At 59.1% G+C, this 22,747-nt stretch carries 22 protein-coding genes and 8 pseudogenes; 4 read left to right on the forward strand and 26 right to left on the reverse strand.

Going from position 1 to position 22,747, the window contains the following annotated elements:
• Positions 1–213: 213 nt before the first annotated feature.
• Genes map through secY form a run of 3 tightly spaced genes read right to left on the reverse strand, consistent with a single transcriptional unit; the run spans position 214 to position 2,884 of the window.
• Positions 214–1,014: a type I methionyl aminopeptidase gene (gene map, locus ML_RS09370; protein ID WP_010908562.1), complete on the reverse strand. Its 801-nt coding sequence runs from the start codon at positions 1,012–1,014 to the stop codon at positions 214–216.
• A gap of 11 nt (positions 1,015–1,025) precedes the next feature.
• Positions 1,026–1,571: an adenylate kinase gene (locus ML_RS09375; protein ID WP_010908563.1), complete on the reverse strand. Its 546-nt coding sequence runs from the start codon at positions 1,569–1,571 to the stop codon at positions 1,026–1,028.
• On the reverse strand, positions 1,568–2,884 hold the full coding sequence (secY, locus tag ML_RS09380) for a preprotein translocase subunit SecY (RefSeq protein ID WP_010908564.1): 1,317 nt from the start codon (positions 2,882–2,884) through the stop codon (positions 1,568–1,570). Before secY ends, ML_RS09375 begins: the two co-directional genes overlap by 4 nt.
• A gap of 467 nt (positions 2,885–3,351) precedes the next feature.
• Between secY and ML_RS16315 the strand changes: the two are divergent.
• Both ML_RS16315 and ML_RS16320 read left to right on the forward strand, forming a co-directional pair.
• Positions 3,352–3,471, forward strand: a pseudogene (locus ML_RS16315) (class I SAM-dependent methyltransferase); the annotation flags it as partial.
• 151 nt (positions 3,472–3,622) lie between these two features.
• Positions 3,623–3,883 carry a hypothetical protein gene (locus ML_RS16320; protein ID WP_049769817.1) on the forward strand — a complete coding sequence of 87 codons (261 nt, stop codon included), beginning with the start codon at positions 3,623–3,625 and terminating at the stop codon, positions 3,881–3,883.
• Positions 3,884–4,027: 144 nt separating this feature from the next.
• On the opposite strand, the gene ML_RS09390 is transcribed toward ML_RS16320, so the two are convergent.
• Positions 4,028–4,711 (reverse strand): GNAT family N-acetyltransferase, encoded by a 684-nt coding sequence (locus ML_RS09390; protein WP_010908565.1) that lies wholly within the window; start codon positions 4,709–4,711, stop codon positions 4,028–4,030.
• A 93-nt stretch (positions 4,712–4,804) separates the two neighbouring features.
• Positions 4,805–5,784, reverse strand: a pseudogene (locus ML_RS19900) (xylulokinase); the annotation flags it as partial.
• Here ML_RS19900 and ML_RS09400 point away from each other — a divergent pair.
• Together ML_RS09400 and ML_RS09405 are read left to right on the forward strand one after the other, a co-directional pair.
• Positions 5,777–6,821, forward strand: a pseudogene (locus ML_RS09400) (NAD(P)-dependent oxidoreductase); the annotation flags it as partial. The pseudogenes ML_RS19900 and ML_RS09400 overlap by 8 nt on opposite strands.
• A gap of 6 nt (positions 6,822–6,827) precedes the next feature.
• A pseudogene (locus tag ML_RS09405) lies at positions 6,828–7,201 on the forward strand (class II aldolase/adducin family protein); the annotation flags it as partial.
• A 546-nt stretch (positions 7,202–7,747) separates the two neighbouring features.
• Here the strand turns inward: ML_RS09405 and sppA are convergent.
• The 21 genes and pseudogenes from sppA to rplB all read right to left on the reverse strand — a co-directional run bounded on the left by sppA (position 7,748) and on the right by rplB (position 22,719).
• Positions 7,748–9,556, reverse strand: coding sequence for a signal peptide peptidase SppA (gene sppA / locus ML_RS09410; protein WP_010908566.1), 1,809 nt, complete (start codon positions 9,554–9,556; stop codon positions 7,748–7,750).
• A gap of 235 nt (positions 9,557–9,791) precedes the next feature.
• Complete coding sequence (gene rplO, locus ML_RS09415; protein WP_010908567.1) at positions 9,792–10,232, reverse strand: 50S ribosomal protein L15; 441 nt, start codon at positions 10,230–10,232, stop codon at positions 9,792–9,794.
• Positions 10,233–10,448 carry a 50S ribosomal protein L30 gene (gene rpmD / locus ML_RS09420; RefSeq protein WP_010908568.1) on the reverse strand — a complete coding sequence of 72 codons (216 nt, stop codon included), beginning with the start codon at positions 10,446–10,448 and terminating at the stop codon, positions 10,233–10,235.
• A gap of 37 nt (positions 10,449–10,485) precedes the next feature.
• Positions 10,486–11,104, reverse strand: a pseudogene (rpsE, locus tag ML_RS09425) (30S ribosomal protein S5); the annotation flags it as partial.
• A gap of 28 nt (positions 11,105–11,132) precedes the next feature.
• Positions 11,133–11,501 (reverse strand): 50S ribosomal protein L18, encoded by a 369-nt coding sequence (gene rplR, locus ML_RS09430; protein ID WP_041323018.1) that lies wholly within the window; start codon positions 11,499–11,501, stop codon positions 11,133–11,135.
• Positions 11,502–11,503: 2 nt separating this feature from the next.
• Positions 11,504–12,043: a 50S ribosomal protein L6 gene (gene rplF / locus ML_RS09435; protein ID WP_010908571.1), complete on the reverse strand. Its 540-nt coding sequence runs from the start codon at positions 12,041–12,043 to the stop codon at positions 11,504–11,506.
• 25 nt (positions 12,044–12,068) lie between these two features.
• Positions 12,069–12,467 (reverse strand): 30S ribosomal protein S8, encoded by a 399-nt coding sequence (rpsH, locus tag ML_RS09440; protein WP_010908572.1) that lies wholly within the window; start codon positions 12,465–12,467, stop codon positions 12,069–12,071.
• 82 nt (positions 12,468–12,549) lie between these two features.
• Complete coding sequence (locus ML_RS09445) at positions 12,550–12,735, reverse strand: type Z 30S ribosomal protein S14 (protein ID WP_010908573.1); 186 nt, start codon at positions 12,733–12,735, stop codon at positions 12,550–12,552.
• Positions 12,736–12,740: 5 nt separating this feature from the next.
• Positions 12,741–13,304 carry a 50S ribosomal protein L5 gene (gene rplE, locus ML_RS09450; protein WP_010908574.1) on the reverse strand — a complete coding sequence of 188 codons (564 nt, stop codon included), beginning with the start codon at positions 13,302–13,304 and terminating at the stop codon, positions 12,741–12,743.
• Positions 13,305–13,622: a 50S ribosomal protein L24 gene (gene rplX, locus ML_RS09455; RefSeq protein WP_010908575.1), complete on the reverse strand. Its 318-nt coding sequence runs from the start codon at positions 13,620–13,622 to the stop codon at positions 13,305–13,307.
• Complete coding sequence (gene rplN, locus ML_RS09460; protein WP_041323021.1) at positions 13,623–13,991, reverse strand: 50S ribosomal protein L14; 369 nt, start codon at positions 13,989–13,991, stop codon at positions 13,623–13,625. It lies immediately after the preceding gene.
• A gap of 1,606 nt (positions 13,992–15,597) precedes the next feature.
• Positions 15,598–16,422, reverse strand: a pseudogene (locus tag ML_RS09465) (SUMF1/EgtB/PvdO family nonheme iron enzyme).
• A 134-nt stretch (positions 16,423–16,556) separates the two neighbouring features.
• Positions 16,557–16,859 (reverse strand): annotated as a pseudogene (locus ML_RS09470) (DUF4436 family protein); the annotation flags it as partial.
• 41 nt (positions 16,860–16,900) lie between these two features.
• Positions 16,901–18,284 (reverse strand): annotated as a pseudogene (locus ML_RS09475) (sulfatase-like hydrolase/transferase); the annotation flags it as partial.
• A gap of 876 nt (positions 18,285–19,160) precedes the next feature.
• Entirely contained in the window at positions 19,161–19,541 is a 381-nt protein-coding gene (rpsQ, locus tag ML_RS09480) for a 30S ribosomal protein S17 (protein ID WP_162618335.1), read from the reverse strand.
• A complete protein-coding gene (rpmC, locus tag ML_RS09485; protein ID WP_041323024.1) occupies positions 19,541–19,783 on the reverse strand; it encodes a 50S ribosomal protein L29 in 243 nt (80 codons plus the stop codon). The genes rpsQ and rpmC overlap by 1 nt, the downstream gene beginning before the upstream one ends.
• On the reverse strand, positions 19,783–20,199 hold the full coding sequence (gene rplP, locus ML_RS09490; RefSeq protein WP_010908579.1) for a 50S ribosomal protein L16: 417 nt from the start codon (positions 20,197–20,199) through the stop codon (positions 19,783–19,785). The genes rpmC and rplP overlap by 1 nt, the downstream gene beginning before the upstream one ends.
• Positions 20,200–20,202: 3 nt before the next feature.
• Positions 20,203–21,048, reverse strand: coding sequence for a 30S ribosomal protein S3 (rpsC, locus tag ML_RS09495; protein WP_010908580.1), 846 nt, complete (start codon positions 21,046–21,048; stop codon positions 20,203–20,205).
• Positions 21,048–21,575, reverse strand: coding sequence for a 50S ribosomal protein L22 (gene rplV, locus ML_RS09500; protein WP_010908581.1), 528 nt, complete (start codon positions 21,573–21,575; stop codon positions 21,048–21,050). The genes rpsC and rplV overlap by 1 nt, the downstream gene beginning before the upstream one ends.
• Positions 21,572–21,853 (reverse strand): 30S ribosomal protein S19, encoded by a 282-nt coding sequence (gene rpsS / locus ML_RS09505; protein WP_010908582.1) that lies wholly within the window; start codon positions 21,851–21,853, stop codon positions 21,572–21,574. Before rpsS ends, rplV begins: the two co-directional genes overlap by 4 nt.
• Before the next feature lie 23 nt (positions 21,854–21,876).
• Positions 21,877–22,719, reverse strand: coding sequence for a 50S ribosomal protein L2 (rplB, locus tag ML_RS09510; protein ID WP_010908583.1), 843 nt, complete (start codon positions 22,717–22,719; stop codon positions 21,877–21,879).
• Positions 22,720–22,747 lie beyond the last annotated feature (28 nt).

Genomic DNA, 22,747 nt, shown 5'->3' on the forward strand with positions numbered 1-22,747 from the left:
TATGCCTTCGGCTGGCTCGCACGGCGGATTAACTGCAGCAAGTATAGCGCACTATATAACAGGCAGCATACTCGTCGTAGAGCGGCTTCCGCAGCCGCAGTGTCATCCTACCCGCAAGTCATTTGATCACCTCCACTTACTGGATACGAGTAAATGCTTAGTTCACCGCCCCCCTAGAGGAAGATTCACCAGAGTACGTGTGCGCTAGAAGTGTCAGGCCAGAGTAAGAACGCGAGGTCCGTCCTCGGTGACGGCCACAGTGTGCTCCCAATGAGCCGCACGCGAACCGTCAGCAGTCGTTACCGTCCATTCGTCGTCGAGCACAATCGTTTTGCCGGTGCCAAGCGTCAACATCGGTTCGATGGCCAGTACCGAGCCAGGTACCAGCAGCGGGCCGCGCCCAGGAGCGCCTTCGTTGGGCAGAAACGGATCCATGTGCATGTGCCGGCCGATGCCATGACCCCCGTAACCTTGCACGATCCCAAACGTAAGTCGGTATCGAATCTCGGACGTACGGGTACTCACTTCGATGGCATGCGCCACGTCGGTCAAACGATTGTTGACAATCATCGCCGCAATGCCGGCTTCCAGCGATTCTCTGGTCGCCTGGGACAAGGCTTCATCCACGGAAGTGAGGGTGCCCACACCAAAGGTTATCGCCGCATCACCGTGCCAGCCGTCCAGCACCGCGCCGCAGTCGATCGACACGAGGTCGCCGGGTGCGAGAATCTCAACGGCAGAGGGGATTCCATGAATCACCCGGTCATTAACCGATGTGCAGATGGTAGCGGGGTAGCCGTGATAACGGAGAAATGACGGTGTAGCTCCGGCTTCGCGGATCACTGACTCGGCAATTTCGTCGAGGCTGAGACTCGACACCCCGGGGCCTGCAGCGTCCCGGACGGCGTGCAGTGCTGCCGCGACCACTGCACCGGCTGCGGCCATCGCGTCAAGTTCGCCAACACTGCGCTGCGGCACAACCCTGCGACTGCGCAGCCGTGTCAACGCGCCCACAGCTACTTTACCTACTTTCCCAAGGCGTGCAACGCACGGGCAAACACTTCGTCCATGGTGCCGATGGCGTCAATAGTCTTCAATTCGCTGCTATAGTACTCCAACAGCGAAGCAGTCTCGTCACGGTAGATGTTCATCCGATTGATGACGACGTCGTCGGTGTCATCGGCGCGGCCCCGCCCTTTAAGCCGCTCCAGCACCACCGCCTGCGACACGCGAAACTCCAGCACGGCATCAATGTCGGTACCCCGGCGTTCCAGCATTTCATGCAGCGCCTTGGCTTGCTCGAGCGAGCGCGGATACCCATCCAAGATAAACCCGTCGACCGTGTCCGATTTGTTCAGACGGTCGTCCACCAGCTGATTGGTCAGGTCGGCAGGAACCAAGTCGCCGGCGTCCAGGTACTTCTTGGCCTCGTGCCCGAGTTTGGTGTCTTTTTCGATGTTGCGCCGGAACAATTCACCGGTGGAGATCTGCGGGATACCAAGCTTCTCGGCGAGCCTTTGGGCTTGCGTGCCCTTGCCTGCCCCCGGCGGTCCCAGCAAAACAACTCTCACTTCAGGAACCCTTCATAGTTGCGTTGCATCAGCTGACTCTCGATCTGCTTGACCGTATCCAAGCCAACACCGATCATGATCAACACAGCGGTTCCCCCGAACGGTAAATTCTGGACCTCGCCGCCATTGCCGATCTGCAGGAATAGATTGGGCAACACCGCGATCGCTCCAAGATAGATCGATCCCGGCAACGTAATTCGGCTTAGCACATAACGCAAATAGTCCGCCGTCGGCCGTCCCGGTCGAATGCCAGGAATGAAACCACCGAACTTCTTCATCTCGTCGGCACGTTCGTCGGGATTGAATGTTACCGATACATAGAAGTAGGTGAAGAAGATGATAAGCCCGAAGTATATGTTGATATAAACGGGATCGGCCGGATCCGATAGGTAGGTGCCGACGAATTTGTCCCACCAGCTCTTGCCCACACCACCGCTGCCGCTGCGGACCAGCTGGGTGATCAGATGTGGAATGTAGATTAACGACGACGCGAAGATTACCGGAATAACGCCGGCCTGATTGACCTTGAGCGGCAGGTATGTTGAGGTCCCGCCATACATCCGCCGACCCACCATGCGCTTAGCGTATTGCACCGGGATTCGGCGCTGGCCCTGCTCAACGAAGACCACGCCAACGATGATGACCAGTGCGGCCAGGCAAACAGCGGCAAAGATGACCCCACCCCGGCTATCTAGGATCTGTTTGCCCTCGGCGGGAATGCGGGCAGCGATACCGACGAAGATCAATAACGACATGCCATTGCCGATACCACGTTCGGTGATCAACTCACCCATCCACATCACCAGCGCCGCACCGCCCGTCATCACCAGCACGATGACGACCAGACTGAAGATGCTCTGGTCGGAGATGATGTCCTCCTGGCAACCCTGCAGCAGTCCACCGTTGGCCGCCAGCGCCACGATGCTGGTGGCTTGCAGGACGGCTAGTGCGATAGCCAGATAGCGGGTGTATTGGGTCATTTTCGCTTGGCCTGCTTGACCCTCTTTGCGTAATTCTTCAAAGCGCGGGATCACCACGGTCAGCAACTGCACAATGATACTGGCGGTGATATAGGGCATCACCCCTACCGTGAGCTTTAGCAGCGCACCACCGGAGAACAAGTTAATCAGCGAGTAAATTTCCCCGGCTTCGCCGGCGGTGGCCTCTTGAATGCATTGCTGCACGTGCCGGTAGTTGACGCCCGGAGAGGGCAGTGCCGCACTGACGCGATAGAGCACGAGGATGCCCAGCGTGAAAAGGATCTTCCGCCTTAAATCGACTGTCCGCAGCGACGAGATGAAAGCCGAGAGCACTCTTCCTCCTGCGCAGCCAAACTCTTTTCGCGACATGCCAACCAGGCTGGTCCGGCTGGCATCGATTTCCGGGGGTTATCCTGCGTCTCGCGCATCATACCCGCAGGCAGGGACATACCGCGTCGCCCGTCAAACCGTGTACGAGACTAACAGCTGGTCTGTACAAGCCCCCTTGCGGGCCGCCGGGAAGCCCCGCGAATCAGGCCGGCAAGGCCGCCGAATACTCCACCATCACATGCCGGACCCGGCCAGTCAACAAACGTAAAGTTTTGGGTAGGTCATTACAGTTGGCTAAGCATGAAGCGGCAAAACATCAGTATAAACGACGAAGGGCAACGGATGACGGGGATTGAGCAACGCCCGACTTGAGATTGACCCTTGGGACCTGGCTACTGTATGGAGATGCCAACATGGCCGCCAACGGATCAGCAGTCTTGATCAACGATCAGTTCGCGGAAGCGACGGATATGGGAAACAAAGATATCTCGCGTCGGCGATTTTTCCTAAACACCGCACGAGGCAATATCCAGCAAACCGTCATTTTAGCAGCCGGCCTGGATGTCTGCGCCTATCGGCTGCTCTGGCCATCCCATACCACAGTGATCCAAATCTATCAACCCCAGGTGATCTGTATTAAAGATCACGACGCCAGCCGCCCTAAGGCGCCCAGCCGACGGCGAAGCAACGCGCCGTGGGGATCGACCTGGACGACGAACGTGGAGCGCGGAAAGCTTGCTGATGTACCTTCCACCGGATACTCAAGACCGGCTGTTCTACAACATCACCGCGCTCAGCGCGCCGGGAAGCCAGCTCGCCACCGAATACCATCCGGATTCGGGTGCGACGATGTCGCAGAGCGCGCAGGACTTCAGGCAAGCGGTGGGTCAAATTGGGTTGCGGCATCGACCTGTCCGGACTGTTCTGCGACGGCAAGCGCAGCAATGTCATTCATTACCTGGCCTATTGCGGCTGGCAGGTGACGACCAGGCCACGGCGTGATTTGTTAGCCGATTACGGCCACGTCTTCCCAGACGACGATGAGATGTCTCAGTTCCGCAATGTTGTCACCGTTACTGCAATTCTGAGAACTGAACTCCGCCGACAGCAGACTTGATCTGCGTTGGCCAGCAAGGAACCCAGCTGTTAGTCAGCCGTGATACGGCTATGCAAGTCGGCGGCGGGCGCTCGGGCAACCATTGGCACGGCGGGGAAGCAGTACGCCATCTCTGACCGTGACTTGCGCAGCGCAGCGGTGCCGTAACCCTTCTTTCGGTGATCGGGGCAAATCCAGACCCGAACATCCACCTCGCCATGGACGAGTTCACCGAACACCATCCCAACCTTCGCGCCTGAGTCTACGGCCACAAACCACGCAGCCTCTTCGTCGGCGACGCGGACCAGCGCCGCACGGATCTCGTCATCAATGCTGCCGGCCGGTCCGCCAGACCCATCGCCGGCAGAATTGATTTCCGCGGTGCGGGCAGCGAAGATGTCACGGTCATCTTCGCCGGAAAAAGGTCGAAGCTCGAGACTTTCCCCCAGGCTTGCCGGGCGCTCCTGGAGGGTGAAACTCAGCTGCTTGTTCAGATCTTCCAGCTCGGCAAGGATCTTTTTGCGGGAGTCTTTGGTGAGCCGGTCGAACGACATGCTCATGACCGCTTCGGCAGCCAGGCGAGACGTGTCAAGCAGCTTGACGATCGCCTCGACTGCGGCGGGCTTATTTTCGGCCTCCACCACGGCGTCGGCTATCTCGTGGCGACGTTCCAGCGCCTTCAACAGAGCGTCAGCTGTCTCTCGTCGGGCAGCGGTTTGGTCGTGGTCAGTCATGGCATAAGCCTAGAACGCCACCTCGATTGTCGCGCTAGGCCACGAGGCTAGACGCCAAGCAACAGCCGGTCTGCTAGCGTGAAAAACCCCAACCCCCAATGCCGCTCCCTCAGCCACCTGCACCGGTCCGACGGGTCGCGTCGGCGATGGCCTGATTCCAACGCCAGACCACAGTACCGCCGCCAGCGACCACGATGCGCGATACCGATATTCCACTCAGTTCGATGAGCTGGCGAACCACAAAGCCGGACACCTTGTATGCACCCAGCCGAGGAATAATCTGCCGGAATTGCTGGCTCGTCCGATCTGACTCTTCCCGGCGGCTGGGTGCGGGGTTGCCCACAGCCCAGGAACCCGTCTTGGCTCCAGGGTAGGGATCCATACAATCAAGGTAGTGCTACACAGCACCAGCACGTCGCCGGCGCGGTCAACGCCAGCCACGATCCGTTAAGCACCAACGACACTGCCGGTCGCCAACACGGAGCTGCTCTCGGCGAACTTGGCCAACAGCCGCTCCGATTGCCTCCGCTTGAGCATGCGGTCGACGGTCACTCCGCAGCCGTTGCATGCCATCAAGCTCCACTCGGTGCCGCCGAAGAGGGGCCAGAACCGTGATAGCTATGGCAAAGTCTATCACTGCCTCGCCGGCCAGCATGTAGTTGGCTACCGCTGGTGGCGGGTTAGTAGCTGACCGCCTCAGCGGCGGCCGTCCAGCACAGAAACTCGGCGGCCTCGCCCACCGGCGGAAGCAGTTGTGCCGGTGAGACCAAGTCAGCGGGCACCCGGTCCCAGCTGTTGCCGTACAGCAGTCCCGACACGACGAGCCTGCCTGCGGAATCGATGGCGGTCAACGTGGGGACCATGGACGCAACGGCCACCACCTTGATGTCGGTCCGAATCAATCGGTCCAGGGCCGCCAACGGACCCTGCAGCCATGCCTGGTTGGCGTCGTGTTCCAACCGATCGGGGGTCGGCACCTGCAGCTGGTGGCCAATCCACTGCCGAGCCTTCACGTGACCGTTCTCGTCTGCAACCACCGCTTTGAACGCGATGCTACCGACGTCGATGCCGATTGTGACGCCTTTACGCGATACAGACGTTGCTGTACAACAGCATTGGCTTTCGCCGACGTCTCTACCACGTGCCTTGGTAACAGCTCAGCTGCAAGGACCGGGCTTCGCTAAGCTTCGAGAGTTGGCCTACGTGGTGTACAACCCTTGGATAGGTGAGCGCGATCAGACCCCGCTTAAGCTCTACAACACAGCTGGCCAACCGGATCGCACACAAAGGCATCGATGTGGTGGTAGAAAGCGACTCGGTCGGTACCCGGGTCTTTTACCAGGGATGGCGCGCCGTACTCTCCATCGCAGCCCCCGCGGGGATCCCACCAACGTCGATATTCCTGACACCATCGCAGCCGGCATTCCGGTGCTGAACACCCTGGCCGACAACGCCGACGCGGTCACCGAGATGGCTGTGACTTTGTGGCTAACGGCCACCCGTCATCTGCTGAACCACATATGTGAATATCTTCAGCGGCAACATGTTTCGTGATGGCAACATTCCCTATCAGCAGTTCCATTGAGGAGAAATCGCCAAGCGCACAGCAGGGCTGGTTGGCCTGGATGCGGTTGCCTAGCGTTACAGTGGCGGCTATCAGGGCTGGGCTTGCGGGTCATCACCACCGACCCTTACAACGACGAAGCCCGCCACAACCTCGACGAGCTGCGCAACGAGGCTGATGTCCCCTCGCTGCACGCATCGATCACCGACGAAACCATAGAGATGGTAGACACAAAACAACTTCGGACCTTACGTGATGGTGTCGTCTTGCTCAACACCGCTCGGTCTCAGCTGCACGACACCTACGCACTGGTAGACGAGTTGCGCCAAAACCGGGTAGCCACCGCAGGACTCGACCACTTCGTCAGCGAGTGACTGCCGCCCCCGATTACCCGTTGGTGGATACGCCCAACGTCGTACTCACCCCGCACATCAGCCGCGCGACGTGGAACACTGAGGACCAGCCGAGCACAGATAGTTGCCGACGATCTAGAAGCGTTGCTAGTCAGACAACACGCCCGCCTACATTCTGAACACAGAAGTACTCGTCCTGATGACAACTGCGAAAGCCGTCCCCACCCCGAAGCTACGGCTGGCGACGAACAAAGACATGCTGATCCGGGGACTTGGTCGAGGGAACGGCGGGCAACATTTCAGCCCGGAACTGCAACGGCAACATCGTCATCACGCTGTTGTCGGTCGACTACCGGGACATGCTACCCGACGATCTTATGCTGATCTATCCCGAAGAGGGAATCATAGGAACGAAAGCCAGCCGGGTGCCGTCGTCGCAAATCAAGTTGCATATGGCGTGCCAAAAAGCGTTCAACGACATCGACAGCGTCATTCACAGTCATCCTGGTGCGGTCGACCACGCTCGCCATCGCTCATAAGCCGATTCCAGCTTGCATTGACGAGTTCGCAGTCTAATACGGCGAGCACATTCAGTGCCCTGGCAACGGAAAAACCGACACGCCGCGGATGTCCCTTGCAATGCAGTGGAAAACCTCTCTAGAATTCTAGCACACCTAATCTAGGTTTAATGGAGAGCTACGACGCGCGTGGGATCGCGAGTCGGCGAATTGGATAGCAGAAACAGCCACACAGCATCAGGCGTGACTGTGGCACTGTTTACCGGTTGTTCCAAACTGACCGCCAAATCGGCCCAGAGCATAGCACACGCCTGTACGCGGGTGCATAAGTAACGTGGATACCTCCGGAGGATATTACCACTAACCGAAAAAGGTGGAGGACGCAAAGAACAAGTTCGAGGTCAACGCCCCAAGAGAGCGCTGCCCTCGAAAAGAAGGATCAGGGATCCTGGGATCGGGAAGCCGAGGCAATGGCCACCTTACGCACGTAAAGTGCAGGCTTAGCTGTCGAAAGTAACTCCATTTGGAGAAGTGTCACAGATCGTCGCCCCGTCACTCTGACTAACCGTTTTCAACGAGATGAGCCACATCGCTAAGACTCTCAAAACCGGTACTCCCCCAACCACAGCACTCTGACACCGCTTAACGCTTGCTCGACCTGTTCGAGTATCCCGGCAACCGAGCGTCCTAGCAGCGTGGCTACCGCGTCTGGCAACGACGCAGCCCCGGGTTGCGACGACGCACGGGGTCGTACCATGTCCAGCAACGACGAGCCGGGGTAACTGACGATGCGGACATCGACGTCCGCATCCAAACCGGCTAGGACCTTGGCTCTGCGCACCGCGGTTACAAGCCCGCCGAGTTCGTCGACCAGACCGCGTTCGAGAGCATCGGCACCAGTCCAAATCCGCCCTCGCGCAACATCATCCACTGCATCAGTGGTCATGCCGCGGCCTTCTGCTACGCGTTCAAGAAAGTCAGCATAGCACAGGTCCGCCTCGGCCTCTCGATGGGTGTGCTGCTCCGGCGTGAACGGCACGTTAGCCGACCACGCATCAGCATTGGCGTTGGTGCGCACCGTATCTGACCCAACGCCCAACCGACCTTTCAGGTCCCGAATCACCAGCTTCCCGGTGATCACGCCAATCGAACCGGTGATCGTACCGGGATTGGCCACAATCTCGTCAGCGCCCACCGAGACGTAGTAGCCGCCAGAGGCAGCTACCGCCCCCATGGAAACCACTACCGGCTTGCCGCGATCGCGGGCCCTTTTCACCTCACGCCAGATGGTTTCAGATGCGGTAACCGAGCCACCCGGGCTGTTCACCCGCAGCACAATCGCGGACACTGAATCGTCGGCAGCGACCTCGCGGAGCGCCGCCGCAATGGTGTCACCACCGCCGGTAGAGATACCGAACGGCAGAAACTGCGGTCCACCGCGCCCGTTGACAATCGGACCTTCCAGAGTGACCACGACAACCGTTGGCTTGGATCGGCGTCCGGGAATCAACGGCATGGGGGGCATCAACCGTGACCGGCCCGCACTAGCGTAGCGCGACAAATACAGTCGCGGTAGACCGTCGTTGGCCTCTGTTCTCGCCTGCGGCTCGCTTGAATTTGGTGTAATACTTTCAGCACCAACAAGTTCCGCTATACGAGCATAAGCTTCGTCGCGGAATCCAATACGGTCGACCAAACCGGAAGCGACCGCGTCATCGCGTAACAGAGGAGCCCGGTCGGCCAACGGATTGAGCGCTGCGGGATCGATCCTGCGTGATTCGGCGATCCCCTGCCACACCTGGCCTTGCAGACTTTCCAGCATTCGGCTGACCGCCTCGCGGTGAGCGTCGGTGAAGCCGCCTTCGGTGAAAAGGTTTGCCGCTGACTTGTATTCACCCCGTGCGACGAACTGCGCTTCGATCCCTACCTTGGCCAGCACGTCGCGTAGAAACGTGGCATTGCTAGCGAAGCCGACCAGCCCGACACTACCCGACGGCTGCATCCAGACCTCACCAAAGGCCGAAGCCAGGTAGTAGGACAGCGTGCCAGGATAAGTCTCGGCCCAGGCCAGTGACGGCTTGACCGCACTGAAAGTGGCGACGGCTTCGCGCAGTTCCTGCACTGCCGCAGGCGGCGACGCACCAAGCTGAACGCGGGCAATCATACCGGCGACCCGGGGGTCGGCGGCGGCGCGGTGAATCGCGGCGACAGCCTCGCGCAGGGCCATCGGTCGGCCACCCCTAGTGATAATTGTGAAGGGGTCAAAGCTGGTCGTTTCCGGCGGCAACGACCGCAGATTGACTTCGAGCACGCAACCATTCGGTATGCCATGGTGACGGGCCGTGTTAACCCGGTTGGCCAGGGCACGCACGTCATCGATACCAGGAAAAGGGGGCAGAAAGGCGGACATGCTTGCAGCGTACCGATACGTGGCGTCGGACATCTCAGACCGCTGCTCAGCCGTGGTGAAGCCACCCACCGTACAGTGGTGAAGTGAAGTTCTCGATCACTATGATCCCCGCAGACGGACTTCGATGACGCCGAGCTCCACACCCAGGTCATCGGGGAAACACTGCAACTGACCCTCGGCCGTAACCACCGTCGTCAACCGGATCAGCCACAGAGTCGCACAAAACCGAGCTGACTTAGAGCTCGGTAACAGAGCCGCCAGCTACGGTGATCTTGTGACGCGCACTGCCGCTGAACTTATGCGCGGACAGGGTGACTTTGACAGTCAGCTTGCCGTCACCTAGAATTTTAACCAATGAGTTTTTACGAATAGCTTTCTTGGCGACTAAGTCGTTTACGCTGATTGTGCCGCCTTCAGGGAACAGCCGGCTTATGTCACCGACATTGACGACCGCATATTCTGTCCGTAATCGATTCCGGAATCCCTTCAGCTTAGGCAACCGCATGTGGATTGGCATCTGCCCGCCCTCAAAGGTCACTGGTACCTGCTTACGGGCTTTGGTACCCTTGGTACCGCGGCCAGCCGTCTTGCCTTTCGAGGCCTCACCGCGGCCGACCCGGGTACGTGTAGTTTTCGACCCGCGCGCAGGTTGCAGGTCGTGCAGCTTAATCGTCACTTAATCTCTCCCCCCACCCACAGGAGTACTACCTCCGGTGGCCGGCTCCACCTCGACGAGGTGACGCACCACAGCGATCAGCCCGCGGGTTTGGAGGTTGTCTTCGCGAATCACCGAATGCCGAATCCGCCTCAGGCCCAGGGTGCGCAGGCTCTCACGCTGCTTCCACCGCACCCCGATCGTGCTACGTACCTGGGTAATCTTCAGACTTGCCATGGTTATGCCTGTTCCCTCACGCGCCCCACTGGCCGATCAACGCTTCGCTCTCCCGCCACGCCTGCAGGATCCCAGCTCCGAGGCAACATACCCGATCGCAGGCCGCGCCGGGCCGCCACCTCATCAGGACGCTGCAGCAGCTTGAGCGCAGCCACGGTGGCATGCACCACATTGATCGCATTGTCACTGCCCAAGGATTTAGCCAGGATATCGTGCACCCCAGCGCATTCCAGCACAGCACGTACCGCGCCGCCGGCGATAACACCGGTACCAGGGCTGGCAGGGCGCAACAGCACCACGCCCGCGGCTGCCTCGCCCTGTACGGGGTGAGTGATAGTGCCATCGATCAGCGGCACCCGGAAGAAGCTTTTACGGGCCTCTTCTACGCCCTTGGCAATCGCGGCGGGGACTTCCTTGGCCTTACCATAACCAACGCCAACCATGCCGTGTCCGTCACCCACGATGACCAAAGCGGTGAAGCTGAATCGCCGACCACCTTTAACGACCTTGGAGACCCGGTTGATGGCAACAACCCGTTCCAGGTAGTTGCCCTTCTCACCATCACGGTCCCGATCGCGACCGCCGCGGCTACCTCCCTCGCGCCGGCTACGACCCTCGCGGCTATCACCTAGCAGGCCAGCTGACTGCGCCGCCATTATAGCAGCCCTCCAGGCTTGCTTGTCATCAGAAATTCAATCCGTTCTCGCGCACGGAATCGGCCAGCGCCGCGATGCGTCCACCGTAGGTGTATCCGCCACGGTCGAATACCACCGTGTTAATGCCAGCGGCCTTGGCCCGCTCGGCGATCAATTGGCCGACCCGCACACTGCGGACTTTCTTGTCACCTTGCAGACCGCGCACGTCGGCCTCGATCGATGACGCAGCAGCCACCGTAGTGCCGGTGACGTCGTTAACCAGTTGCACGTGAATGTGCCTCGCGGACCGGTTCACCACCAACCGTGGACGCTCCGAGGTGCCTGACACTTTCTTGCGCAGCCGCGCGTGCCTACGCAGCCGAGAGACCCTACGAATCGCGGAAACTGACTGCACCACGACTACTTACCTGTTTTTCCGACCTTGCGGCGAATCTGTTCGCCCTCGTAACGCACGCCCTTACCCTTATAAGGGTCAGGACGGCGCAGACGGCGGATGTTCGCCGAGATCTGACCAACCTTCTGCTTGTCGATCCCCGTGATAGTGAACTTCGTCGGTGACTGAACCGCGAACGTGATACCCTCGGGAGCCTCGATCACCACTGGATGGCTATACCCTAGCGCGAATTCCAGATTGGAGCCCTTGAGCTGGGCCCGGTAACCGACACCGAAGATCTCCATGCTGACAGTGTAACCCTGCGTCACACCGGTGACCAGGTTGGACACCAAAGTGCGCGACAATCCGTGCAGCGAGCGGTTGCGCCGCTCATTGTCGGGACGGGTGACCACGATTGCACCTTCGTCGTTGCGCGCCAACATGATCGGCTCAGCGACCGTCAAATCCAGAGTACCCTTGGGCCCCTTCACCAAGACGTTTTGACCATCGATCGTGATGTCGACTCCGGCGGGGACCGGAATCGGCTGCTTACCAATGCGCGACATGATCGTTTACTCCATGCTCTCACAGCTACCACACGTACGCGAGGACTTCGCCGCCCACACCCTGCCTGGCTGCCTGACGGTCGGTCAGCAGGCCTGAGGAGGTCGAGATGATGACCACGCCCAGACCGCCCAGCACACGCGGCAAGTTGATCGACTTCGCATACACCCGCAACCCCGGCTTGGACACCCGGCGCAAACCAGCGATGCTACGCTCCCGGCTGGGTCCGTACTTGAGTTGGATGATCAATGACTTGCCGACACGAGCGTCTTCGGTACGGAAGTCTCGGATGTATCCTTCGTTCTTAAGGATCTGGGCGATGTTGGCCTTGATATTGGAGTGCGGCACAGTCACTTCGTCGTGATACGCCGAATTGGCGTTGCGCAGACGTGTCAAAAAATCTGCGATCGGGTCCGTCATGGTCATGACAGCTCCTGTCACCTTCCTCGCGGTGGTTCCCTGTGCTCAGGACTGCCCGCGTTAGTCCTGTAGGCCATGTGTTGGGCCGTTACCAGCTGCTCTTCTGCACACCGGGCAACTCACCCGCATGCGCCATCTCGCGCAGGCAAATCCTGCATAGCCCGAATTTGCGGAACACTGCACGCGGGCGACCGCACTTGCTGCAACGAGTGTAACCGCGCACCGTAAATTTTGGCTTGCGTGCGGCTTTGTTGACTAGTGCCTTCTTCGCCATCTACTTCAGTTCTCCTTGAACGGAAAGCCGAGGGCCCGCAACAACGCTCGTCCTTCATCGTCGGTCGTCGCCGAGGTGACGACGTTGATGTCCATGCCGCGAACCCGGTCGATCTTGTCCACATCGATCTCGTGGAACACCGACTGCTCAGCCAGCCCGAAGGTGTAGTTACCGACACCGTCGAACTGCTTAGGCGACAACCCACGGAAATCACGAATACGTGGCAGCGCGATCGACGTAAGCCGGTCCAGGAATTCCCACATCCGGTCGTCACGCAACGTGACACGGACACCGATTGGCATGCCCTCGCGCAGCTTGAATTGCGCGATAGACTTCCGCGCCTTGCGAACCTCGGGTTTCTGCCCGGTGATCAGCGCCAAGTCACTGACTGCACCGTTGATTAGCTTGGCATCCCGGGCTGCGTCACCAACTCCCATGTTGACGACGACCTTCACCACGGTCGGGATCTGCATCACGTTGCCGTAGCTGAACTGCTTGTTCAGCGCCTCCCGAATCTCGCTGCGGTAGCGCTGTTTAAGGCGCGGCTGCACTTTTTCTGCGGTACTCAATCAGATATCCTTGCCATTGCGCTTGGAAATACGAACTCGCTTGTCGGTCTCCTCGTCTACCCGGTAGCCGATGCGGGTGGGCTTGCCGTCTGAGTCAACCACCATCACATTGGAAACGTGGATCGGGGCCTCCTGGGTGACGATTCCTCCTGCTTGAGCTCCGCGCTGGTTGGCTGAAATCGCAGTATGCTTCTTGATCCGGTTGACCCCCTCAACCAGTACCCGGTTACGGGCCGGGTAGGCCTGCAACACTTTGCCTTTGGCGCCTTTGTCTTTCCCCGCGATAACCAGAACGGTATCGCCCTTGTGAACCTTCATCTACAGCACCTCCGGAGCCAGCGAGATGATCTTCATGAATCGTTTCTCACGAAGTTCGCGGCCGACCGGCCCGAAGATGCGAGTTCCGCGCGGATCGTTGTCAGGCTTGATGATCACAGCAGCGTTTTCATCGAACTTGATGTAGCTGCCGTCGGGACGCCTGCACTCTTTGGCGGTGCGTACCACGACGGCTTTGACGACATCTCCGCGTTTGACGTTGCCGCCAGGAATAGCGTCCTTGACGGTGCCGACGATGACATCACCAATGCTGGCGTAGCGTCGGGACGAGCCGCCGAGCACTCGTATGCACAAGATCTCCTTGGCGCCGGTGTTGTCGGCCACCTTCAGTCGCGATTCCTGCTGAATCACTCGATCTCCTGACCTGGTTCACAATATGCACGGCAGGAGGAACCCACAAAACCTGACGTGCGCGGTCTTTTGTCGCCGAAGGACCCGCGAAGCCAGCTTGCAGGCTCGCCGCTTACGCATGCCGGCCGCGGCCAGCACGAGGCAACCACTAGAGTTTAGGGGATGACCAACTCGGAGCCAAATTCTGACCACAGCCATCTAAAACGTCGCTGGGTTATCGGTTCCGGGTGGGCCGGTCGGAGGTAGCTCGAGCACTCAGCCCGCCGGACACAAGCCGTGTGGTTGTGTCGGCGTTCGGTGGCTATGCGATGGGCCCGGTCTTGCCCGCGAATACGGCGGCGTTGGGCACCAAAGCGCTCTGGTTGCCTCAGTAAAATTCAGTAAAGGACCGGCTTCGGTGCCAGCATACCGGCCGGTGGACAGGCACAAACTCGGAAACAGCAGCGCGCTGCCCGACGCGGTGACGTCGGTTCTCTCCGATAGCGAGAGCAAAGTCGTCCTTCCGTCGGGCATCTACTGGCCACCACCAGCCCCAGAACGTCTTCACCAGATGGTGGGTTGCAGGCAAGAGCACTGCAAGTTGAACCCATGCGTTGGCCAGCCATCGGCGTACGCAATGGTGTAGTTGAGATCGCAGTTCAGACAGGCTGGCAACAGCTGTGCCAACGACACGTCAAATACTGGCAGAGCGCACAAAAGCTGCCAACGTCCTCAACGGCACATACCCCGGCTCGGGCGGAGCATCGGTCGGGTGGACCAACGACACCAACTTGGACCAACTTATAAACCAGCGCTGCAACGACGTCGAGTGCGATAAGCTCATCAGCGTCCAATTGGGACGCCGGCGCCGAGCCGCCGCTCTCGATCATGACTTGCTCAGCAATCATTATGAATCACCACAGACGTTGAGGCAGGTCACTTCCCAGCCACACAGTCGTGCCGGCCGCAACAACACCCTAGCCGATCAGCACCGGACCCCACCAACGACGGGCCCAAACGTCAGCGCAGCAGCGCTGCTCAGGACCTCTTAGATCATACCCTCACACATCCATCGTGGCCGCCAACGCGGTCAACCGTTTAGCGAAGGCGTGCGCGTCGAGAGTCAACAGGCTGCTGTGGATCCCCGAGACACCCTCTGCGCAATCCTCAAGCCACATCCCGCGATCGACCTGACACTGCGCACACCGCATCGGCCTTAGCCACGATTGGCCGGCCAGCCGACCCCTGAGTCATCGACGACCAACGCGGCATCTTGACGACAGCCAGCTGTTCAGGACCAACAGCATCGTCTAGTAGCGCAACCGCACGGCGGGATCGGTGTTCACCAGGGCGGGCTTACGGTCCCACTGTGGCTCGTAGGTCAACAAGGTCGCCCGATCCAGCAAAATCGAACGCACTCCCGAAGAATCAAAAGCCCTTTCACCGTTAGCCAGCTCCGCTGATTTGGCCAGAACGAGGACACCGATACCGATTGATTGCCAGAAGCCACCCCTTTTGCGATTTCTGCGGCGAAACCGCGGTGTACACCGATCGCGTCCGCCAGCTCAGTCCAGCAGAATCCAAGATCCGCCACGCAGCGAAATCCGATGTGAGTGGTAGCGGTATCCTATGACTGTGACAACCGCGCAGCAAGTCGGTACCGGTATCAGTATTCCGGTGCGCACAAATACGAACCACCCTTTAACGTTTGACCGATACCGGAATCCATGAAGCCACGGTAAACAACAGGCTTTTAGGCCGATGGTGCGCGTAACATTCGGTGGTGGTCCACTCCCACACGTTGCCGATCATGTCCACCAACCCGAAAGGGTTGGCCAGGAAAGCCCCACGGTGAGGTTCCCATCCAGCCGAGCATACCGTCGTTCTGACACAGGAACCTACCCTGCCAGGTGTTAGCCATCAGTTGACCGTCTGACCCGGCCTCGTCACTCCCCACGATTAGGTAGTCGCACTCCCGGCGCGGGCGGCATACTCCCACTCGTCCTCGGTCAGCCAACGCCACCCGGTTCATCGCGCGTACGCCGTGGAGTCGGGGTATGCCACCTGGCCAACTGGGTGATGGCGCGGGCGACGGCGCGACCGCTGGAGGGCTATCTGGACTCTCCGGGTGATCCGAACCAAACGGATGACACCAGTTAGCACCCAACACCCATACTCCCACCACTGCAGCCAGTCGAGCAGGTCTACCAGGGCCGATGTCGGGCGGAAAACCATGGCACCAACACGCAGCTCATCGGATACTATTCCGGAGCACAGCGCCGCATCGATCGGCTACTTAACGAATTCGGCGAACTGCGTATTCGTAACGGGGTGCCACTCCACCGCGAAAGAACCTACGGTCACAGTATGTACCGGCACCTCTTCGGGGTAAAAACTCGTCGAGCCCATGCGAGAATGATCCGGCCGGCAGCTCGATCAACTCGGTGAGCACGACTTAACAAGTAGGACGACCGCAGAGTACCGTAGCACGCCGCTTTTCAGCGCGCTTCAGTCCCGACCCCGGAACCACACCACGATTAACAGTCTCATCGCCACCACCAATCAAAACACAACAGCTTGGTCTATCTACGAGCCCGACAGGGTAGAGCCCGGAAAGAAATTGTTCAGCGGGACGATGGCGAACGGGACCACAGTGTACCACGTTGCGAACTGCGGAAAAAAATTCTTCCTGCCCAATGCCATTAGAATGGGCATCACCAGCACCAGAGTAGGCAGACTGACGAGGACCAGGCAGATTCCCAGATCGAAAAGCAATGACCCCTTGGCTCTCTGCAAGGTGACGATCACATCGTCAGAATCATTTGAGGCTTCGCTGACTCTGCGCTCGGTGTAAACAGCCCAACCGTACAACGATCCGGCTACTTCGACCCGAGCATCTACGTATCACCCCACTCCCAACCAACACGTCAAATGTCGCAGACGTTAACGTAGTTGTTGCGGATCTTCCCACGCGCCACAATACCATTAGACCACGAGATGACTGTCGGCCGGACGATACCACCCTCATGCGACACGTAACACTTATACTCCTTGTGGGGTTGTAGGGCGTCTTGGAAGGCCATCGCTCCACCCAATCAGGTAATGGGTTCTAGGTCTCGGGCCCACCAAGCCGGTTAAGAAACTCCAGGCTCTCTTCCACGGTGTCGATGTAGCCGTTGAAGAACTTGCTCTCGTTGACCAATCCACTTTGCCGACTCTCATCTCTGGCTCCGTTGCCAGAGATCACCACGATGATGGTATCCAGCGGATCAAATTACTCCAGCTAGTCTAGTATCCAACCGATCTGCGCATCGGTGTAGCTCAAAAAAACCGGCTAACACCTCAGCCATCCGGCTGAACAACTTCTTCGCTTCATCGCTGAGCGAGTTCCACGGACGCACCGTGTCCCGAAATGGCCACGGCAAACCGTCCGGTCCCTTCAAGCACTCCCTTCAAGCACTGGAGGGGTGACCGGCAACAGCTTGGTATCCAGCGGCACGACGATGTCCATCGACTTCTGCTTGTCCAGCACAACCTCACGGTAACGCTCGTAGCCATGTTTTAAAGCGGCTGGCGTACTTATCAGGCCATTCTTTGAAGACGCGATGCGGCGCATGCCCGGCGCCCGGGCAAACATAGCTAAACCACGGTTTTAGTCAACGTGATCATTGGCATCACGGATGAATTCAATCGTTTTATCAGCAATATCCTTTGGACTTTCGGACAGGCAATAGCCGCCGCCGGAAGTGGCCGGTGATGTCATCAGGTCAGTATCGGTACACCCAGCCGGTATACCACTGATCGGTTTCCCGCCCATAACCACGTACAATCGTGCGAAGTCGGCCAGTGCCGCTCGGTCGATGCCAGATTGGACTCTTCCAGCGGTGCCAGATGCCATTTGTCAACACAGTAGGTGTTGTAACCACGTTCGGCGAGCACCTATGAGATCAGCGTGGTGTCTCCCGGGATCCGTGCGTTGCAGTTAGGGAAAACGGCGGTGCATTCTTCGATGGTGACCCGGCCCACGGTAGTGGCGTTGCGACCAGTCAGCAGGGCAGCCCTGGTCGTTTAGCACAGCGCGGGCGGTGTGAAACTGCAACAGCCGCACACCGCCGTTTGGCAATCAGCATTATTGCGGGCATCTCAACCAGGGGCCCCCGAAGCAGTCCCAGGTCGCGACACCAGTGTCATCCCAGAGCAGAGTAAAGGATGTTTAGCGAATTCTCCGGTGTCCTCGGCACTGCGCACGGGCGGAGCCCAATCTGGCTCCGAATCACAGATGTCCAGATCGATCTGGCCGTTAAATTCCGCCATCGTCAGCCTCGCTCTCGTTGTGAACTTACCTGCCAAGCGCGACGTGAAGACTACACCTGAACATGGCGGTAGTCCGGGCATCGAGGCCTCGGCCTGATCACATAACGTCGCCAACCAGCTAGCGGCCGCACCATACGACATACATAGAGATCTGTGGCGTCCCACCACGTTGACGGACGGCGAGACATCAGACCGCCATCGACGTCCTCGGTGTCGTCATGGCGTGCCACCGAGTTCCAAAAACAGCTACCGCAATACCCGCAGCTCCATCCGGGCCAGGGTTAGGCTTTCGGGCGATCTAGAATTCGGTGGTGCAGTTTAACACGCTGACGTCGCAGTTGGCCGAGCCCGCCCACCGATCGCGATGGATCTCAAACAGTGGAGCTCATATCGTTCCAACATCGCGCTGATGTGCACGTGGCCGCCTCCGGATACACATCACACGCTGGTCTATTAAGGCCACCGTGGCACTGTCGGCATTTGCCGATTCAGACGGGACACACCGCGGATAGCAGGCCTGGACGAGAAGAAATTGCTCAGCGGGAATCTGTCCGCGTGTATAAATCAAATCCCCACCGGCGAGTCAGGAGCACAAGCTAGTGCTCGGCGCTACCGGGTGTGCGCCGAAAGTTCAAAACTCAAGCCACCTGACAATAGGTTCACTCAGTGATCTCATCAAGGCAGAGAATGAGAAACGAGTAGCCTAGTTATCATTCTAGGAACAAAAACTCGGTGGGACATTGGAATCTTACCTCCCGAAAGGGTGAATGATGTTAGCATGCATACAAATATATGCATGCAGAAACGTGTTGTCCAACAGGCAGGGCCAGCGACCACAAGACACATTAAGTCGACCCCGCTGTTAACGAACAGACCCTACTTGGCCTTTTCGAGGATCTCCACCAGCCGCCACCGTTTGGTCGCCGATAGAGGCCGCGTCTCCATCAGCGAAACACGATCACCAATGCCCGCAACGCTGTTCTCGTCGTGCGCCTTGACCTTCTTGGTGGTACGAATGATCTTGCCGTACAAGGGATGGCGCATGCGGTCTTCCAGTTCAACCACAATGGTCTTCTGCATCTTGTCGCTCACTACATAGCCAATGCGCATTTTACGTCCCCCACGTACCTTCGGAATACTCGGAGTGTGCTTGGGACCCTTGTCTTTTGATACGCCACCCTTGACAGCTCCTCCCTTAGGAGCGGCTGTGGTTGCCGAGGGCGCTGCCTTAGCGCTGGTCTTAGCTTCTGCTGCCATCATGATTCCTCACCATTAGCACCACCGGGTCCAGAGGCTAGACCCAATTCCCGTTCACGCAGCACGGTGTAAACACGCGCGATCTCATGACGAACCGTACGTAGCCGTCGGTTGTTGTTGAGCTGGCCTGTCGCCATTTGGAAACGCAGATTGAATAACTCTTCCTTGGATTCGCGCAGTCGCTCAATCAGCTCCTCGTCGGTGAGCTCACGCAGTTCGCCAGGGGAAATTCCCACTGCCATCAAAACTGCTCCTCTCGGGTTACGATGCGTGCTTTGATCGGCAACTTGTGGATTGCGCGGGTGAGTGCGGCCCGGGCAGTCTGCTCATTCGGGTAGCTGAGCTCAAACAGCACTCGACCCGGCTTGACGTTGACCACCCACCACTCCGGTGAGCCTTTACCCGAACCCATTCGGGTCTCAGCAGGTTTTTTGGTCAGCGGGCGATCCGGGAAGATGTTGATCCACACCTTGCCACCACGCTTGATGTGTCGGTTGATGGCGATACGAGCGGACTCGATCTGGCGGTTGGTGACGTAGGCGTGCTCGAGGGCCTGGATACCGTAATCACCGAAATTCACCTTTGTGCCGCCACTAGCGATGCCGCGCTGGCGCGGATGGTGCTGCTTACGATGCTTGACTTTCCGGGGAATCAACATGATTCAGCTCTCCGCGATCTGCGGTTCGTGGGTAACCACGCTGTCGTCAGAGTGCCCAATGTTGGTAGCAGCGCTTTCTTCGCCACCCACCGCCCGTCCAGCGTCGGTGCCAGTTACGGTGGTGCCCGCCGCGCCACTGCGGCGCGGACGCGTGCCCGACGGCCGCTCGCGGCGCGCACGCTCAGCACCAGCCGGCGCGACGGCTGTCACTTCACGTTTGCCACCGACAATGTCGCCCTTGTAGATCCATACCTTCACGCCGATCCGGCCGAAGGTAGTCTTGGCCTCATGTAACCCGTAGTCGATATCAGCGCGCAAGGTGTGCAACGGCACGCGGCCCTCACGGTAAAACTCCGAGCGGCTCATCTCCGCGCCACCAAGCCGGCCCGAGCACTGCACCCTGATGCCCTTGACGTTAGGTTGACGCATCGCAGACTGGATAGCCTTGCGCATCGCCCGACGGAACGCCACCCGATTGCTCAACTGCTCAGCGACCCCTTGGGCCACCAATTGTGCTTGCGACTCAGGGTTTTTGACTTCGAGGATATTGAGTTGAACCTGCTTGCAGGTCAACTTCTCTAGATCTGCCCGTATCCGGTCGGCTTCGGTACCGCGACGACCAATGACGATGCCGGGACGGGCGGTGTGGATGTCCACCCTGACCCGGTCACGGGTGCGCTCAATCTCCACGTCGGCGATCCCCGCGCGCTCTAGGCCGGTGGATAGCAGCCGCCGGATCGCGACATCTTCCTTGACGTACTCGGCGTACTGTTTGTCGGCGTACCAACGAGACTTCCAGCCGGTGGTGATACCCAACCGGAAGCCATGCGGATTAATCTTCTGGCCCACTAGTCTGAGCCTCCCTTCGTTTCAGAAGCCTCAGAAGTTTTAACGGATGCCTTCTTAGGCGGCATCTTGGTTGCCCCAGAACTGGCCCCGGCCTTTTTCGCTGGGGCTCTGCCGGCAGTCTTGCTGGCCTCGGCCCGACGGGCCTTCGTCGACGCCGCCGACCGTTGATCTTTGACCGGCCGACTTTCAACCACCACCGTGATGTGGCTGGTCCGCCTGCGTATACGGAACGCGCGTCCCTGGGCTCGCGGACGAATCCGTTTGGCGGTCGGGCCTTCGCCAGCGTAGACGGTGGCAACCACCAAAGTCTCCGGGTCCAGTCCGTTGTTGTTCTGGGCGTTGGCCGCAGCACTCGCAATCACCCTAGCGACCGGCTCACTGGCGGCCTGCGGCGCCCAGCGCAGAATGTCGAGTGCGTCTGCCACCGACCTTCCGCGCACCAGGTCGATCACCCGGCGCGCCTTTCTCGGCGACACTCGCACAAATCGTGCTTTGGCGATCGCCGACGGAAATTCAGTCGTAGTCATCGTCGTTTGGCCTTCCGGTCATCCTTGATGTGTCCCTTGAAGGTGCGAGTCGGCGCGAATTCGCCAAGTTTGTGACCCACCATTGCCTCGGTAACGAAAACCGGAACATGCTTGCGTCCGTCATGGACCGCAAAGGTATGACCAATGAAGTCCGGAATAATCGTTGACCGGCGCGACCAGGTCTTGATGACCTGCTTGGTGTTCTTTTCGTTCTGAACGTCGACCTTCTTGAGCAGGTGGTCGTCAACGAACGGACCCTTTTTCAAGCTGCGAGGCATAGTTTGGCTACTCCTAAAACGTACTAGCGCGCGTGCTTTTTGCCGGTGCGCCGTCGGCGGACGATCAGTTTGTTGCTCGATTTGTTCGGCTTGCGGGTGCGGCCCTCAGGCTTGCCCCACGGACTGACCGGGTGACGCCCACCCGAGGTCTTACCCTCACCACCGCCGTGAGGGTGGTCTACTGGGTTCATGACGACACCACGAACAGACGGACGCTTACCTTTCCAACGCATACGACCGGCTTTGCCCCAGTTGATGTTTGCCTGCTCGGCATTGCCCACCTCACCGACCGTCGCGCGGCAGCGCACATCGACCCGCCGGATCTCACCACTGGGCATACGCAACGAGGCGTAGCTGGATTCCTTGCCGAGCAACTGGATGCTCGACCCGGCCGATCGTGCGAGCTTGGCACCACCGCCCGGCCGGAGCTCCACGGCATGGATCAAGGTACCGGCAGGAATATTGCGCAACGGGAGGTTGTTACCTGGCTTGATGTCAGCGTTAGCACCCGACTCCACCACGTCACCCTGCGAAAGTCCTTGCGGAGCAAGGATGTATCGCTTCTTGCCATCCAAGAAGTGCAGTAACGCGATGTTCGCTGTGCGGTTCGGATCATATTCAATGTGCGCGACCTTGGCGTTGACACCGTCTGTGTCGTTGCGGCGGAAATCGATCAACCGGTAGGCGCGCTTATGGCCACCGCCCTTGTGGCGAGTGGTGATCCGGCCGTGGACGTTGCGCCCACCATGGCCGTGCAGCGAACGCATCAACGCCTTCTCCGGCTTCGTACGAGTGATGTCGGTGAAATCAGACACACTGGCGCCACGACGACCGGAAGTCGTCGGCTTGTACTTGCGAATTGCCATGTCTAATCAGGTCCTTCTCTCGCGTGCT

The sequence above is a fragment of the Mycobacterium leprae TN genome, assembly GCF_000195855.1.
Lineage (GTDB): Bacteria > Actinomycetota > Actinomycetes > Mycobacteriales > Mycobacteriaceae > Mycobacterium > Mycobacterium leprae.